The 17,129-nt window shown below is 38.4% G+C and carries 16 protein-coding genes; 2 read left to right on the forward strand and 14 right to left on the reverse strand.

Annotated elements, in window-relative coordinates:
* Window positions 1-75: 75 nt before the first annotated feature.
* The 3 genes from ACFSGI_RS02520 to ACFSGI_RS02530 form a co-directional block, all read right to left on the reverse strand.
* The gene (locus ACFSGI_RS02520; protein WP_204827149.1) at window positions 76-420 is read right to left on the reverse strand and encodes a YflT domain-containing protein; all 345 of its coding nucleotides are present in this window, start codon (window positions 418-420) and stop codon (window positions 76-78) included.
* 82 nt (window positions 421-502) lie between these two features.
* On the reverse strand, window positions 503-1,081 hold the full coding sequence (locus tag ACFSGI_RS02525; RefSeq protein ID WP_204827118.1) for a hypothetical protein: 579 nt from the start codon (window positions 1,079-1,081) through the stop codon (window positions 503-505).
* 96 nt (window positions 1,082-1,177) lie between these two features.
* Complete coding sequence (locus ACFSGI_RS02530) at window positions 1,178-1,687, reverse strand: DUF948 domain-containing protein (protein WP_204827117.1); 510 nt, start codon at window positions 1,685-1,687, stop codon at window positions 1,178-1,180.
* Window positions 1,688-2,022: 335 nt separating this feature from the next.
* Here ACFSGI_RS02530 and ACFSGI_RS02535 point away from each other — a divergent pair, with 335 nt between their 5' ends.
* Window positions 2,023-2,187 (forward strand): DUF1328 domain-containing protein, encoded by a 165-nt coding sequence (locus ACFSGI_RS02535; RefSeq protein WP_083243274.1) that lies wholly within the window; start codon window positions 2,023-2,025, stop codon window positions 2,185-2,187.
* Window positions 2,188-2,281: 94 nt separating this feature from the next.
* Here the strand turns inward: ACFSGI_RS02535 and ACFSGI_RS02540 are convergent, their stop codons facing one another.
* The 11 genes from ACFSGI_RS02540 to isdC all read right to left on the reverse strand — a co-directional run bounded on the left by ACFSGI_RS02540 (window position 2,282) and on the right by isdC (window position 15,766).
* Window positions 2,282-2,878 (reverse strand): hypothetical protein, encoded by a 597-nt coding sequence (locus ACFSGI_RS02540; RefSeq protein ID WP_204827116.1) that lies wholly within the window; start codon window positions 2,876-2,878, stop codon window positions 2,282-2,284.
* 33 nt (window positions 2,879-2,911) lie between these two features.
* Window positions 2,912-3,787, reverse strand: a complete 876-nt coding sequence (locus ACFSGI_RS02545; protein ID WP_204827115.1) for a cation diffusion facilitator family transporter — start codon at window positions 3,785-3,787, stop codon at window positions 2,912-2,914.
* A 349-nt stretch (window positions 3,788-4,136) separates the two neighbouring features.
* Window positions 4,137-5,762, reverse strand: coding sequence for an ABC-F family ATP-binding cassette domain-containing protein (locus ACFSGI_RS02550; RefSeq protein ID WP_204827114.1), 1,626 nt, complete (start codon window positions 5,760-5,762; stop codon window positions 4,137-4,139).
* 309 nt (window positions 5,763-6,071) lie between these two features.
* Entirely contained in the window at window positions 6,072-7,091 is a 1,020-nt protein-coding gene (locus ACFSGI_RS02555; RefSeq protein ID WP_204827113.1) for an MBL fold metallo-hydrolase, read from the reverse strand.
* A 128-nt stretch (window positions 7,092-7,219) separates the two neighbouring features.
* Complete coding sequence (locus tag ACFSGI_RS02560) at window positions 7,220-7,996, reverse strand: ABC transporter ATP-binding protein (protein WP_204827112.1); 777 nt, start codon at window positions 7,994-7,996, stop codon at window positions 7,220-7,222.
* Window positions 7,986-8,978, reverse strand: coding sequence for a FecCD family ABC transporter permease (locus ACFSGI_RS02565; RefSeq protein ID WP_204827148.1), 993 nt, complete (start codon window positions 8,976-8,978; stop codon window positions 7,986-7,988). Before ACFSGI_RS02565 ends, ACFSGI_RS02560 begins: the two co-directional genes overlap by 11 nt.
* Before the next feature lie 96 nt (window positions 8,979-9,074).
* A complete protein-coding gene (isdE, locus tag ACFSGI_RS02570) occupies window positions 9,075-9,971 on the reverse strand; it encodes a heme ABC transporter substrate-binding protein IsdE (RefSeq protein WP_204827111.1) in 897 nt (298 codons plus the stop codon).
* 97 nt (window positions 9,972-10,068) lie between these two features.
* Window positions 10,069-14,016, reverse strand: coding sequence for an NEAT domain-containing protein (locus ACFSGI_RS02575; RefSeq protein ID WP_379282404.1), 3,948 nt, complete (start codon window positions 14,014-14,016; stop codon window positions 10,069-10,071).
* Window positions 14,017-14,166: 150 nt separating this feature from the next.
* Window positions 14,167-14,658 carry an NEAT domain-containing protein gene (locus tag ACFSGI_RS02580; protein WP_204827109.1) on the reverse strand — a complete coding sequence of 164 codons (492 nt, stop codon included), beginning with the start codon at window positions 14,656-14,658 and terminating at the stop codon, window positions 14,167-14,169.
* A 117-nt stretch (window positions 14,659-14,775) separates the two neighbouring features.
* Entirely contained in the window at window positions 14,776-15,258 is a 483-nt protein-coding gene (locus tag ACFSGI_RS02585) for an NEAT domain-containing protein (RefSeq protein ID WP_204827108.1), read from the reverse strand.
* Between the two features lie 31 nt (window positions 15,259-15,289).
* Window positions 15,290-15,766, reverse strand: a complete 477-nt coding sequence (gene isdC / locus ACFSGI_RS02590) for a heme uptake protein IsdC (RefSeq protein WP_204827107.1) — start codon at window positions 15,764-15,766, stop codon at window positions 15,290-15,292.
* A 393-nt stretch (window positions 15,767-16,159) separates the two neighbouring features.
* Between isdC and ACFSGI_RS02595 the strand changes: the two genes are divergently transcribed.
* On the forward strand, window positions 16,160-17,128 hold the full coding sequence (locus tag ACFSGI_RS02595; protein ID WP_204827106.1) for an ABC transporter substrate-binding protein: 969 nt from the start codon (window positions 16,160-16,162) through the stop codon (window positions 17,126-17,128).
* Window position 17,129 lies beyond the last annotated feature (1 nt).

Raw genomic sequence — 17,129 nt, forward strand, 5'->3', positions numbered from 1 at the left:
TCAAAAAACCTTCAATTCTACTAAAAAGTAAAATTGAAGGTAGACGATTCGATGTTATATTTTGATACAACTTCTTTATGATTTACGATTGGCAATAACGAGCACTTTGCCCAAATCGAGTTCACTTTCATAGAAATCAGCCTCTTCTTTCGTAAAGCCCATAGATGTAATTTTGGAGCGCAATTCGTCTCCACGTGAACGGAAAAAGTTAGCTACAGAATCGAACATTCCTTCTTCTTTCACGCCAACTTCTTTGGCATTAGCTGTTTCTGCAATTTTTTCAGTACGGTCTTTTTGATGTGCAAGTACATAAATATCATCAAAGCTATATCCTGTATTACGCAAGTTTTTTGCTTCTTCGACAGCTTGTACACCATTTTCAACTATTTTAGCATAAGCTTTGGACTCTGTTGAACTCATCATTCTCCACTCTCCTCTGTATACTTATGATGGAATAGTATTAACCTTACTTCTCATGGAATGAAACATTAAAAATCGGTTATTATTGCGACGTTGCATCAAATATGTCTACGCTACGAATAGCGCCTGTATTGGAATCATAGAACACTTTCAGAGCAGATATTCCATTGGTATAACCTTCTCCATCTTCTGCTGAAAAATCAGGCACACCTAGTTCTTTTCTGATGTCGGCTTTATCTATCGTTACTGTTCGACCATCCAGTGTAAATCTGCCTGCTTGCTTTGGCACACTGATATAAGTAATCCATTGATCTTGAAAACCAATATTCACATCTTTATATTGATATTCTTGATCACCGAACGGACTCGTTACAATATTCATTGGTTTCCCTTTGATCCGTAGAACATCTTCTCTGGTATCTGCCAAAGAAATTCCATTCAAACGGCTATATTGTTCATCATAAACAGAGTCAGTCGTTGAATACACCGCAGTCGAAGCTGTTAACTTAGGTGTCGCTACTTCAGTATAAGATACCGGTGTTGCTTCATAATCAGCAGATTGCACAGTTGTAACAGCCTGTACTGGAGTAGCAGCGGATACTTGAGCAGAACCGGAGTAAGGGGACAATATGCCAGCAAGTAACATCATGAAAGTAATCATCGTCTCACCCTTTCTTGCGGTATAAACTCTCAATACAATATACGTTGTTATCGGTTATACCTTTGGTTAATAATCTGAAAAATGTACAATGTCCTTTTATTTACGATATCTTTGCCATACGGTAGCCGCTGTATCTACCCACTTCATCCAGTTGGTAGCTTTACTGTGGCTATATGTAGCTGAGTAAGATTGCAATGTACGTTGTTGAGGTGTAGAAGCAGTTGCTTGATTGCTTACGCCTGTTTTTGTAGAAGCAGCCGGTTTTGGTTTGCTTTCACCAATCAGTTTTACTTTTTCAATAACACGAGTCGACAAATCTTTAGAAGATAATGTTACTTCATTTAAGATTTCACCCAAGTTTTTGACTGTTTCCATTAAAGGATCAACTTGTTTTAACTTGTGTTCTACATCTACCGTAATATCATTCACGTTGCGAATCGTTTGTTTCACTTCATACGTTAATTCTTCGATCGTTTTTTGTACGTCTACCAGAGTAGAAGATACATTGTCTAACGATTTTGCCGCAGATTGAAGCACTTTAATAAGGAAAATAACAAGTGCTACAAATGCTAATGCGATAACGGCTACACTAATTTCAATAATCATGGCATTCCCTCTCTTTTCTTCACAATATGATTTGGTGTTACTACATTTCTCTAGTAGAAAATGTATCTGTCAACATTTCAAGATGTTACTCAATAACTACCCTTCAGTTTTGTCACCGAAACATGATAGCCTGACCAGCATCGAGATACGCTTGCTTAAACAATGTAAATTGTTTCAAGCTAAACGTTGTCGGTTAAGATACAACTACCAACGACATCATAACATTGAGTCATCGTAGATCATACATACATATCTACTCAATCGAAGTCGTTTTACGATTTATTTCAATCGTTATTTAATTATACTTAATATTTGAAAAGGAATGGTGATTACTTATGTTGAAATGGTCTGTTATCCTACTAATCATTGCATTAGTAGCTGGTATCTTCGGATTCTTCGGAATTGTTGAAGCTGCTGCTTCTATTGCTAAAGTGTTATTCTTTATCTTCTTGGTATTGTTCGTGATCAGCTTGTTTACAGGCAGAAAACGTAGTTTCTAACGAAGCACAAGCTGTTAGAAATAATGATAAAACACCAAAAAACGCTTATCTCTTCAAGAGATAAGCGTTTTTTCTATGTAAGTACCCGTTACGATTATCGCAATAACAATCGAGGTAGACTCAACAAATTAAGTTTGAATGATACTTGAATATAATCCTGTTCAAATTTCATTTGGCTTACATTGGCGATAGCAGGAAAATATTTAGTTAACGATATCCGAATAGGAGCAATAAGAGCTCCTTGTATATCTCCATGCCGAACATAAGTAGCTTGATGATCCAGAATCAACAGATTATCTTCTCGTCTAATCTTAAAATCCAGTACTGCTCCAAAAGGAATACCCAGATACGTTCCTGTTATATCTGCTTTGACCGTATCTTGATACAAAGTGAATTGTGCTCCGGTCATATGCACACCTATCGGAAATTCATCTTCACGATCGATCAATTCTTTTTTGGCTAATTGATTAAATTCCTCTTGAGAAATGGTAGTCTGTAACTTTTTGGTTTCGATCATCTTTACAATTTTGGCTGTTGTATCTACATCTGTATAGTTAAGATTGAGTTGACGTTCAGGCGCTGCTACCCAATATAACGTAGCTGCTCCTGCAATCCCAACTATCAAGATAATACTTATGATCCAAATGATCCACAAACGAATACGCCGAGCTATAGAACGTGTACCGGACATGTAAGCTGCCCCTTTATACAATATAATGTCTGTTTATTTTATCGTTTTTGGTTCTACATGTACATGTACATATCGGATATTATGAACCAATTCCATTTTGGCTTCAATCTCGTCAGTAATATCATGACTTTCGATAATCGTTAAATCTGGCTGTACCTCGATCACTACATCCAGCAAGGTCTGGCTTCCGTTAACACGAGCTTTGATATCTTTGATATGCTCTACTCCATCAATCGATTCGATCGTTTGACGTAATCCAGGCAATTCTTTTTCATCAAATCCATCGGTTAAACGATGCATCGATTCACTTAGAATCTCCCAGGCTGTTTTGCAAATAATTAATCCTACAGCAAGAGCGGCTACAATATCTAACCAGGGCATCCCAAATTGAGAACCGATAATTCCTACTGCTGCGCCTATACTTACCATAGCATCCGATAGATTATCTTTAGCAGCAGCTTTGAGCGCTTGACTGCCTGTTTGTTGAGAAAGCTTGATATTATAGCGATATACAAAATACATCACTACAGCGCATAGTACAGCTACGCCTGCTGTCCATAAAGCTGGTGATTCTTCCCGTCCTGCGAACAGAGATTGTACACCATTTACAAGCACTTGAATACCTACCATCGCCATAATAAAAGAAGCAATTAACGCGGCTACCGTCTCTGCGCGAAAATGACCATAGGCATGATCAGAATCAGGTGGTTTTCTCGAAATTTTCAATCCAATCAGTACAGCTAACGAAGCTACAATATCGGTGAGGTTGTTAAGACCATCTGCTTGGAGTGCACTCGATAAAAAAAGATAACCAATAATTAATTTGAAAGCAGATAATACAAGATAGCTAATAATGCTAACCCATGCTCCGCGTTCCCCTGCCTTAATATTTTGATATACATCAACCATTTTGTTCCCCCTGCTATAAATTAAGCATTCAAAAAATGCTGAGATTATCTTTTTAAAATATTTCGCATACATATACGTTCGTAGGGCTTGTTTATCTTATCAAACGAATACATAGTGGGTCTAGAGAAACGTTTTAGGTTAGGTCAAACGTTGTGAGACCAAGTAAATGTTGTATGACAGACGAAATCTTGTAATGATTGCACAACATTTTTGCCCATAGGAAAAACGAGCGGAATCTTTCTATATAGATCACTATCTTCTATTAGAAAAATCCTTCTCGGAGCGCAAATAAAAAACGGCTCTCCGTAAAGAGCCGCTGTTTCACTCTAATCTTATCCTTTTTGTATCCTTATACTTGTACAGGGTACATGCGTTCACGCATTTCTTTTACTTCTTTATTTTCCAAGTATTCATCATAGCTCATCATACGATCGATCAGACCTGTTGGTGTGATCTCGATAATACGGTTAGCAATCGTTTGGATAAACTGATGGTCATGAGAAGTAAGAATAATAGTACCATCAAAATCAGTCAAACCATTATTCAATGCTGTAATAGATTCCAAGTCCAAGTGATTGGTTGGTTCGTCTAATAGCAATACGTTACCGCCCATCAACATCATACGAGATAACATACAACGTACTTTTTCTCCCCCGGATAAAACGTTCGCTTTTTTGAGCGCTTCGTCACCTGAGAACAACATACGTCCTAAGAAACCACGTAAGAATGATTCATCTGGATCTTTGGAATACTGACGCAACCAATCTACTAATGTATCTTCTACACCATCAAAGTAAGCCGAGTTATCATTCGGGAAATATGCTTGAGACGTAGTAATTCCCCATTGGAATGTACCTGCATCCGGTTCAATCTCACCCATCAACAATTGGAATAATGTTGTTTTTGGTAATCCATTTGGCCCTACCAAAGCAATTTTATCACCTTTGTTTACAGTAAACGTTAAGTTGTCGATTACTTTTTCGCCATCGATTGACTTCGTCAAACCATCTACTAACAATAACTGCTTACCAGCTTCACGTTCACCTTTGAAGTTGATAAATGGATATTTACGGTTTGAAGGACGAATATCATCAAGCGTAATTTTGTCGAGCATTTTTTTACGAGAAGTCGCTTGTTTGGACTTGGACTTGTTCGCACTAAAACGCAAGATAAACGCTTGTAGTTCTTTAACTTTGTCTTCTTTTTTCTTATTCTGTTCACGACCCAATTGTAGTGCAAGTTGACTGGATTCGTACCAGAAATCATAGTTACCCACATACATTTGGATTTTACCAAAGTCGATATCGGCAATATGCGTACATACTGTATTTAAGAAGTGACGATCATGGCTGACTACGATAACGGTACCATCATAATCGGCTAAGAAATTTTCTAACCAGTGAATCGAGTCGATATCCAAATGGTTGGTAGGCTCATCCAGTAACAGGATATTCGGATGACCGAACAATGCTTGCGCCAGCAATACACGAACTTTCTCATTACCGCCAAGCTCTTTCATTAATTTGGATTGCATATCGGTTTTGATATCCAGACCGTTCAACATTTCTGCTGCTTCGGATTCTGCTTCCCAACCGTTCATTTCAGCGAATTCAGCTTCCAATTCGCCTGCACGCATACCATCTTCATCTGTAAAATCAGCTTTGGCATACAATGCATCTTTTTCTTTCATAATATCGTACAGACGCTTGTGACCCATCATAACAGTCTCTAGCACCGGAAATTCATCATATTCAGATTGGTTCTGTTTCAAAATAGCTAAACGTTCGCCCGGTGTAATATGGACTTCACCCTGGTTAGGCTCAATTTCACCAGAAAGAATTTTTAAAAATGTAGATTTACCTGCACCATTCGCACCGATTAGACCATAGCAGTTACCCGGTGTGAACTTGATATTAACATCTTCAAAAAGCGCGCGCTTACCATAGCGAAGCGTGACACCTGTTGTATTGATCATGTATTCATTACCATCCTTATCGTTAGTGAAGTATTTGTTGTAGAACGTGTTGACCTTTATGAAAATAAGCATCGCTGTTTTCATAAAATTGCCGATGGCAATAGTATACCACACAACACCATCTAATCGAACAGCAGTATTGAGGAAACTGGAAAAAATGTGCTGGAATATTTGAAGCTCGTATCACCTTTAGCTATGACTCAATCTGCTATTATCATCAATCAAAGCAAAAAAACCGTTTAACTTGAAATCAGTTAAACGGTGAATGACGTATTCTTGACTACTATTCTATCTATACATGTATTCTTTCTATACCTTATCGATGTATTGCTTAGACTGAGCATTGCCATGCACAATAAGAGTTTCCCCATGAGCTAACACACGAATACGTTCTTCGTCGATCTCAAGACGTTGGCGTTCTGCTTCTAATCGATCTAACGCTTCACGAGCAGTATCATCAGCCAGACGGAATGTGCCATAGTGCATCGGAATCATCGTCTCCGCTTGTACATCGCCAAAAGCACGAAGCGCTTCTTCGGGTGTCGTATGTTGAGAACTCATAAACCATTCTGGTTCATATGCTCCTATTGGCATCAATGTAATATGAATCTTGTAGCGCTTGCCTATTTCTGTGAATCCCGGAAAATAACCACTATCTCCAGCAAAATATATCGTCGGTGGTACTTTTTCTTCTATAGAATGATGAGCCGGATGCTCTGCCTGTTCTGAACTCACAGGATGATGCACCGGTTCTATAATATAACCGCCCCAGTGAGATGTATTGGTATCTAATAATGTGCGCCGACTCCAATGCTGAGTCGGAACAAAAGTAATATTGATCTCACCTACTTTAAATGTCTCCCACCACTGCATTTCATGACAACGTGCAAATCCTTTACGTTTCATTTTGGCTTTGAGTCCTTGTGGAACAATAATCAGTGTTGAACTGCGATAAAGCTGGCGAATTGAGCTAATATGCATATGATCGTAATGGGCATGAGAAAGTAAAATAATATCGATCGGAGGTACATCCACAATCGGAATCCCGGGCTGTCCTATTCTTTTTTGAAAACCCATTCGACTTGCCCATACCGGATCAGTAACGATATTCAATCCTTCATATTGGATAAAGAAGGTAGAATGTCCTACCCATGTAATCGAAGCATCTTCACGATTATGATGTAAATAATCGATCTCAGGTGGATGATTAGGCACTACATAAGAATGGTCTTTGTTTTTGAGTCGTCGTTCTTCACGCCATTGCCGTAGTTGTTTGAGCGTCTTATCTGTACTGACATTATCCATATTGTTATAGCGAATCTTCGGCATGTGCTACTCACTCTCCTTAGCGCTTTTCTTTTTCCACTATTACCCTATTTTCAAAAAAGCGTATCAAAACACACTTTCCCAATCATAGATACAATAGGCAAAAAAACACTAATCAGAACGTAATTATATTACTGACCTACGCCTATCGGAATCAGGTGTAATCCTGCTTCGAGATCACGTCTTACCAGCACTTCGACACCATAGATATCACGAATCAGCTCGGTAGTGATCATGTCTGTAGGCAATCCGCTAGCTACAATAGAACCTGCTTTCATCGCAATCAGATGATGACTGTACCGAATCGCTTGATTGATATCATGTAATACCATCACAATCGTCAGTTGATGTTGTTCATTAAGACGATGAATCAATTCCATAATCTCTAACTGATAATACATATCTAGATATGTCGTAGGTTCATCGAGAAAAAGAATTGGTGTACGCTGTGCGAGTGCCATAGCAATCCACACCCGTTGCTGTTCTCCACCCGATAATTGATCCAGTGTACTAAACCTTTTCGCTTGCAAATTAGTACAATTGAGCGCCCACTCGATCGCTTGCTCATCTTCTTCTTGTGAACTGCTAAATAGTGTACGGTGCGGTAATCGCCCAAAACTAACCAGCTTTTCGATCGTAAGATCGGTAGGAGCTTCATTTTGCTGATGTACTACAGCTAATTTGCGTGCTAGTTCTTTCGGTTTGTACTGAGCGATTGTTTTGCCATCGAGTATGACTTGCCCGAGACGCGGTACAACATTGTTGGACATCACATGCAGTAATGTAGACTTGCCACATCCATTCGGCCCAATAATAGTAGTGATTTTACCATGTTGGATCTGAGCATTCACTTGATGCAGTCGATCAATACGACGATCATACGAAAAAGTAATATCATTAACGTCCATAGATACGGTCACTCCTTGTAATGAGGAAAATCAGAAAAGGCCCGCCAATGACTGCCATAATAATCGAAGCTGGAATTTCGTTAGGAGCCAGTACGGTTCGCCCGAGCGTATCAGCAAGCAATAACAATAACGCCCCTGCAACTGCGGAAAAAGGAATCAACCACTTATGATCAGACCCAACAAGCTGGCGTGCAATATGAGGAATCAACAATCCGATAAAAACAATCACTCCTGCAATAGCTGTTGCTGTTGCCGCCAAAATTACAGCAATTACAGAGATAATTAAACGAGCACGAGTCACATGTAGACCTAGATTTTTGGCTGTTTTTTCTTGTAACGCTAGAAAGTTGCACCATGAATATACGAGCATTGCAAGAATCAATCCAATACCGCCATATAACAAAATAATCTCTACATCGACCCACTTTTTCATCGCTAATGTAGACGTAGTCACCTGATTAATACTGGTCACTGCATAACTTCCCCGATAATTAAACGATTGCCCGAGCCCTGAAAAGATCGCGTTCACTGCTACACCGATCAATATCAATCGAATCGGATGCAGTCCAGATTTCCATGAAAATCCGTATACCATAAGACAAGCGAGTGCCCCTCCAAAAAACGAAAATAAAGGCATCCAAAAATACAAAGTTGGAAATACAGTCACAGCAACTAAAGAAACCAAAGCCGCTCCTGAAGATATACCGATCACTCCTGAATCTGCTAATGGATTCTTCATAACGGCTTGCAATAAAACGCCAGCTACTGCCAATGCTGCTCCTGCCATCATCGCTACAATAATACGTGGAAGTCGTAAATCTCGAACTACATTGACCTGATTATCAGTGCCTGTCCATAACCCTTGTATTAATTGCCAAGCACTGACTTTGAGACTACCGGTCATTGCTGAAAATAACACAACTCCGAGCAAAAGCAAGCATACTACCATAAAGCTCCATAGGCGCTTACGATTCTGACGCATATAAGCAGGTTGATGAGATCCTTTGTATTCAGTTTCTTTTTGCATGTATGTTGTAGATGGTTTAGGTATCATTAGTAACATCCTTCATATGATTGATTAAGAGGAAGGGTACATCATTTTCAATAATTCATCTAACGCTTGAGGAGCGGAAAGACTTGCAGTCGTACCAAATAAAGGCTCTGGTAGATCATAGACCTGCCCTGTTTTAACAGCATTAAAATGCTTCCAAATATCATTACTTTTGAAATCTTCGTCAAACATCTTAACGACTTCTTCTGGCATTCCATGAGCTGCTCGCAAAATAATATCTGGATTCGATTGTTGCAAATATTCAGTATTTGAGGCTAAGTATTCTACACTTTCTCCTTGCACAATATTGGTTCCCCCTGCAATCTTGACCAGATCACCAATATATGAATGTTCGGTAGCGACTAAATAACTGCCCGGCACACCTAGCAAAATTAATACTTTAGGCGACTTTTTGCCTGCAACTGCTTTTTTTACTTGGGCTACTTTGGCATCCAGTTCACCTGTAATTTCTTGCGCTTTGGCTACTCGATCAAATTGGGTTCCCATTTTTAAAATTTCATTTTCCATTTTTTGTAAACTTTCAAAATCTAAAAATTCTGCATTCATATTCAAATCTTTGAATTTAGGCTCTAAATCATATTGAAGCGTAGTGACAGATAATACATCTGTTGGTTGTAGAGATAATACTTTTTCCATATCAGGGCTCATTGGATTACCGACATCTGGAATATCTTTATATTGTGCAGGTAATGTTTTGGTACTGGTTGGTTTGCCGACTAAAGGAAGATCGAGTGCAGACATAATTTCAGTAATCGCTACAGTGGTAGCAACAATTCGCGCAGATGAAGCTGTACCTGTTGCAGCTGTGCTGGTTGGTGGTGATTGTTCTGCTCTGGCACCTGTAGAACATCCTGCTAATACAAGAACAATCACCAACAGCCAGGCTGTATATTTTATATTCACTGGTTTCCCCTCTTTCCATAAATTGTCCCTTTAAATGCCTACAAGTCCTGGCACAATTGCACCAAGACTTACAGACTTTATCATGACATTGATCGAGTTACTGCTTTTTCTTACTTGATAGATCAAATTGGAATTGGACAGTGTACCAGTGATCATAAGCGACACCACCGATAACTAATCCTGGCACAATAACATGGGTGTATGCACTGATTTTTTGAGATAAATCGTTCACTTCAAACTGCACTACACGCTGATCTCCAGATGTGGATATCACTTCAACATCTTGTAAAGTGCCATTTTGCTTCACTTGCAATACTGGCATCCAGCTACTTTTATCAAGTGTAATTTGAGCAAATGTTTTGCCATCTTTTTCGATTAAAGTTGCTTTTTTGTCTACATAATCGTTCATAACAGACAATTCACCACTTTGGTTTTTGTATACTTTATAAGCAATCGTATATTTTTGTTCGGGTGTAGCTTGCACTTCTGTTATTGGATTGCTTGGTGGTGTTGATACTGTCGGTTGTGTGTCTTGAACCGGTGCTGTTACTGCTTCTTCCACTCTATCTGCTTGAAGTGTATTGCGATCAAATATGATTTGTCCGCCTATTTTCTCATTGTTCATATACTGATCTGGAATAGACACTTGACTGAAAATACTTAATTTTTGATCCAGATTAGGCACTTCAAATGTAACAGTACGGGCATTACTTGTAGCTGTTACCATTGTTGGATCGGTATATTTGCCTGCAAAATCGGTCTGAAACTTAGGTACAGCCTGACTATTGTTGATTGTGATAGTAGCATAGACTTTGCCCTCTTTTGCCGTCAGATGAGCTGTCTGATCTACATAATCTGTCAGTACAGAATCTTGTTCACTACCATTTTGTAAAATACGATATGAAGCAGTATACTCGCCATCTGCTATATTATTATTTCCTTTTTCTGTGACTGCTGTTGAATCTGTATTGTCTTTGGTCACATTAGCAGTATCGAATTTAAATTCAAAATCGTATATCGTTTCGTTAGCATTTTCATTATCAGCAGAAGTGCTAGCGATACTTACGCCGCTAGTGGTTACTAATTGGGCTGGAATATTCTTTTTGAAGTCAGCTACACTGAAACGTACAGTTTTGGTATTCGCTTGTTCATCAGTGGCTGTCACTTCGGCATCTTGATATGTTCCATTTTCGCTTACACGTAAAGTTTTTACTTCTTTGGCATCTTGAAGTGTAACAAAAACATAACGTTGATCATTTTCAACTACGAATTGAGCAGGTTGATCTTTCGCTAAAAAACGCTGCACAGGTGAGATTGCACCGGATGCTGAATTAGGCACGACTACCTGGAAAGGCATTTTATATTTACCATTGCTTAACTTGTCATAATCTAATGGAATGATTGGTGTAGTTGTTGCTGAATCTTTGGGTTCTTCATACGATCCCAATGATCCAAATTTGAAATCAACATTGTAGGTATGATCATAAGTAACTCCACCGATTTCAAGTCCGGGTACAACAACATGCGTGTTTACTACGATTGTCTCTGACAAGTCTTTCACTGCAAATTGAACGACACGTTGATTCCCACTTGTTGAAATGACTTGTGCATCAGTACCGCCTACTTTAAATGTTTTGATCCAATCGCTTTCTTTTAAAGTAATTTGGACATATAGCTTACCTCCACGTTTGATAACCGTTGCTGGATGTAATACATATTCGTTCATCACAGATACTTCTTTTTCTTTAAACTTATACGCTATAAAGCTAGCGCTATATTTCCCGTCTGCAACTTCAGTCGGGTTGGTTGGTACAGTCGGTGTAGTAGGTTCTTCTGGCGTGCCAGGTACCACCGTCATATTGGCTAGATCGAATTGAAGACGAATCGGATAATCGGCTTCATATACTGAACCTGCATATGCTGTTTTGATATGCACTTGAGCATGTAGCGGACTACTCAAATTCGTTACTGGGAAGGTAACGATTCTTGTATTGTTTGTGGTATCTTCGCTAATGATCTGGGTATCGGTAAGTGTGCCATTTTGATCTGTTTTGAAAGCAGTGATTACTGAACTATCTTTTATCACTTTTAGAGTAGCTTGATAGTTCCCATCGATTGCAGTCAAGGTCACGTTAGAATCAAAATAATTACCCATTGTTGATACAGCATCTGATGTCGATTTCAATGTAGACATCGGTATACGATACGTTCCATTTTCGAGTACTACAGGTGTTGGTACGGTTGGTGTTGTCGGTTCAGGCAATTGAGTCTCATCAAATTTGAATTGAATGGTATAGTAATGATCATAATTGAGTTCAAATTCAGGCGGAATCACCACATGTGTATATGCATTTAAAACAGGATTCGCCTTTGATAAATGATTCACTTCAAATTGAATAACTCTAGTATTTGCTACTGAATCGGTCGAAATGACAGTGACATCGGTATAATTTTTTCCACCGTTACCGTCGACTTGTAATGACTTGATCCAAGCGCTATTTTTAAGTGTAAGCTGGATATACTTTTTCTCGTCTTTGGTAATCAATGTAGCTGGTTTTACCACATATTTATCCATTACCGATATTTCACTACTATTGTCTTTGAATACCTGATAATTAATGTTGGTGCTACTATCTGGAACAGGCAGGATAACCGGAGCAATACTGGTCGTATCGAATTTGAAACGAATTGGATAATCAGCTTCGTATACTGAACCTGCATATGCTGTTTTGATATGCACTTGAGCTTTGACAATTTGTTCCAAACTATCGATAGGGAACGTAACGATTCGCGTATTTGCTGTTGAATCTGCGCTCACAATCGTTGTTTCAGTTAAAACTTCATTGGATTCTGTTTTTAAAGAAGTGATCACTGAACTGTCTTTGACAATATTCATGATTACTTTGTACTGACCATCTTTAGCAACGATTGTTGCTGGATTACCAAAGTAATTAGCCATTGAAGAAGAATCATCTGTTTTTTCTTTTAGCGTAGCAACTTTCAGACTGTACTGCCCGTCTGCTAATGTTAATGGAATCGACGCTTTATCAAAATGAAATTGAACGGTATACCATTGATCATAAGCACCCATATTTGGAATACTACCTGCTGGCATGACAACATGCACTTTAGCATAAATAACCGTGTTGTTTTGAGATAATGAGTCCGCTTCAAATTGTACAAGACGTGTATTGGATGCTGTATCGGAAGAGATCAATCCTACATCGGTGTAGATTCCATCTTTATCGATATCAGTCTGTAATGCTTTGATCCAACTGCTCTGATTCAAGGTCAATTGAATATACTTTTTACTTCCATTGGTAATCAATTTGGCTGGCTTTTGTAGATAATTATCCATCATAGATGTTTCGTTCGTTCCATCTTTTAATACTGTATATGCAATAGAGGTCTCCGTTCCTGTAGCAGGTTTAACTGTAGTTACAGGAGGTGTTTTGTCTATAACTTTCAAAGTGGAAGGATCAAGTGTTAAGCGTTCATTATAAGAAGAATCGTTAAATGTATATGCAATATTGATTTCTTTAGATAGATCATATACGTCAAAAGAAACCGTTCCTTTTGTGGTACTTCCATCGTTTAAAGTCACTTTTGCCTCTTGTGTCTGATCGCTCTGAGTCGCTTTAAATTGAGTAAATAAGTAAGCATTTTCACTTGCAAATAAGAAATGGTATTGACCGTTTTTAATAATCATTTGTCCTGGAGTAGTCGCATTAGATGCGTATTTAAAAATATTTGAAGCAACCACTTTTCCGGAAGCATTGGTACGTGTAACCTGGTAAGCAATCGTATATTCGCCATCTGCATAAGTATCGTAAGTAGCAGTAGTGACCGAATTTTGATTCGATTGTACTGTAAATAGTGGTTTCTCTGGTGCAGGGGTTGGTGCTGGACTTGATGTTGTGGACGTAGTGTCCGAAGAGGAATACGTATCGTCAGTTACGCTTGATCCTGAAGTACTGCTGGATGAAGGGCTTAATTCTTCTGCAAAAATAGCCGATACTGTCGGGGATACCAACGATAACATCATCAAAAATACAGTACATACTATCAAATAAGTTCTAAATTGCCTTTTCAAAGTTCATAATCCCCCTGTGAATAAAATAGACTTCTCTGGAACATAACTGCTCCAGAGAAGTGCGTTGTGTTTGGACATACTCTCTACATTAGCGAAGATAATTTAGATGCTATCTTCGTCAAACAAATATTGCACTGTATACGTATGGTCGTAAGGAACACCAGCAATTTCAGCAGGAACCACAACATGAATTTGCGCGTTCACTTTAGCAGATAAGTTGCTAACAGGGAATTCAAATGTTTTGGTATCGCCGCTTGTTGTTGTCGTTGCTTCTACATACGTACCATTTTGTTGTGTTTTAAAAGATTTGATCCAGTCCTTGTGCTTCAATGTCACTTTGACTTTAGCTACACCGTTTGTAACAACAAGAGTCGCTGGTTTGACAGAGTACTCGGAGCTATCCATATACGAAGCATTGTTAGTGCCATCTGCATAGACGATGTAATCGATAGAATAAGTACCATTAGGAATTGCTGCATGTGCAGATTTTGCTGCAAATGGAGACAACCCTACCAATACCAAAGCCGCCATAACCAACATCATTACTACTTTTTGAAATGAAAATTTTTCTACTGTATTCATCATCATATTCATCGATATATCCTCTTTTCTACAGGTAATGGTGTAAATAATTGAAGCCATACGTCTAACCATTCATGCCAATCCGTACTCATCTATCGCACCCCAATGCCAACAGAATAGCGTGATAAATTAAATACTGTCTGTATCAAATTGCAGTTGTACATTATATTTACCTGTGTAATTAATAACAGGAATTTTGATCTCTGCATAAGCGTTCACTTTGCTGTCTAGGTTAGCTATAGGAAATTCTACTACTCTTGTGTTGGCAGAAGTATCTGTACTTACAACAGTCGTATCTACCAGTTGTCCATTTTGTTCTACTTTGAATGCTGTAATTAAATTACTGCTTTTAATGGTTAAACGAACAGTATTTACACCATTGACTACGGTTACTGTAGCCGGCTTCACTACATAGCTATCTAGACGAGACGTATTGTCTGTTCCATCTGCCAATACTTTGTAATCTACACTGTATGTGCCATTTGCTAGAGCCGCATGTGCAGATTTAGAAGATAATGGAGCCAATACTGCAAACACTAAAGCTGCCATAATCAAAATCATCAATACCTTTTTAACATCCATTTTCTCCATACGGTTCATTACTGCGTTCATGATTCAACACTCTCCTTATTATTGTTTGATTTTATTTTTTGATCGCCTTAATACTTTTTTGATCTAAAGCTAAGCGAATCGTATAGTCATGATCATAATTGTACGAACTCACTGTTACGTGAATTTTAGAAATAATAGGATTTTTGAGATCAGCAATTGGGAATTGCACAATTCTCGTATCCTTTTTGCTATTGCTTTGAATCACTTTCGTATCCACGATCTTCCCTTTGTATTTCACTTTGAATTGCGTTGTCCACTCACTATGATTGAGTTGTACCTGCATCGTCATTTTTCCATTCTTTACATATAACTTGGCAGGTTTCTCAAAGTAATCATTTGCCATCGAGACTGAGTTATTTTCCGCTTTTAATACGTCGTACTTGAGCGTATATGTACCGTTAGCCAATTTGGAAGAAGCCGCTTGTGTAGTATGAACAGGCGTTATTCCTATCACAAAAAGACTAATCATCAAGATAGAAAGTATTATTACGGAATAGCGTTTATACATATGGACCGCATTCCCCCTACAATATTCCAAATTTAAATGATTATCATTCTCAATTAAGAGTAAAAAAATAAGCTCTTTACGAGCGATTTATTCTCTCCTTTCACGATAAAAGATCGCAAAACAAAGTGGATACAACTCCGATATTAGAGCAACCTTCCAGTGCTTGTCAATACGTTAATATCATCATAAAATCTGTGATATATGAATTTTAACTTTCTTTTTTCAAATTCCTTTTCCTATATATGTCTCCAAATTCGATATGTCATTCATCCCAAAATTTAGCTAAAATATTTTATTTTCAATTGACAATTCAAATGATATTAATTATCATTTAGATAGAATTAATTGAAAATGATTATCATTTGCAACAAGGATAGTTATAGGAGGATACTCATGAAATCATCATTGCTCTGGTCGTCTGCATTGCTCTTATTGGCAGTCACCGGATGTAGTTCATCATCAGCAACGAATGTTACTACTCCTTCTGCCAATGCTGCTACCACACAACAGGCCTCCATCACAATCACAGATTTTGCCAAAAGACAGATCTCGCTGACTCAGACCCCACAACGTATTGTTGCACTCAGCAATGGTGATATGGATATTATCTATGCGCTAGGTGGAACGGTAGTCGGTCGACCCAATTCTAATGGCCCTGCTGTTGTAAGTGCTGCTGAACAAGTAGAACAAATCGGTTCAACACATGAAGTTGATCTGGAAAAGATTACTTTTTTACAACCTGATGTAGTGCTTGGAAATTATCCAATGAATGAAAAAGATATCCCTGCGATTGAAGGTATTGGTTCTAAGCTGATCTTAACAGGAGCTAACTCGATCCAAGACATACAGGCTCAAATTACATTGTTTGGACAACTATTGCAACAAGAAACCAAAGCCAAACAACTCAATCAAAAGATACAGGATCATATCAAACAATTAAGCCAATCTGCTTCTACAGCTCCTAAACCTAATGTATTGCTTGTCTATGGAGCACCGGGAACATATATGGCGGCTCTGCCTAATTCATTAAGCGGGAATATCCTCGAAGTAGCAGGTGGTCGTAATATCGCTGCTGATCTACCCGGTCTACAAAATTTTCCACAGTATGCACAGCTCAATACAGAACAAGTGGTACAAGCGAATCCTGATTACATTATGATCATGACTCATGGGAATACTGATGAAGTGAAAGCTGGCTTTTTGAAAGAAATGCAAAATAATCCGGCATGGAACAGTATCAAAGCAGTACAGAACAATGCTGTCGAAGTACTTCCATCTCATCTATTCGGTACCAATCCTGGAACGAAAGTCACTGATGCTTTGGACTTGATTCATCAAGCATTGTACCCGGAACGTTCGTAAG

This window comes from Paenibacillus nicotianae, from assembly GCF_042681745.1.
Taxonomy (GTDB): Bacteria; Bacillota; Bacilli; order Paenibacillales; family Paenibacillaceae; genus Saccharibacillus; species Saccharibacillus nicotianae.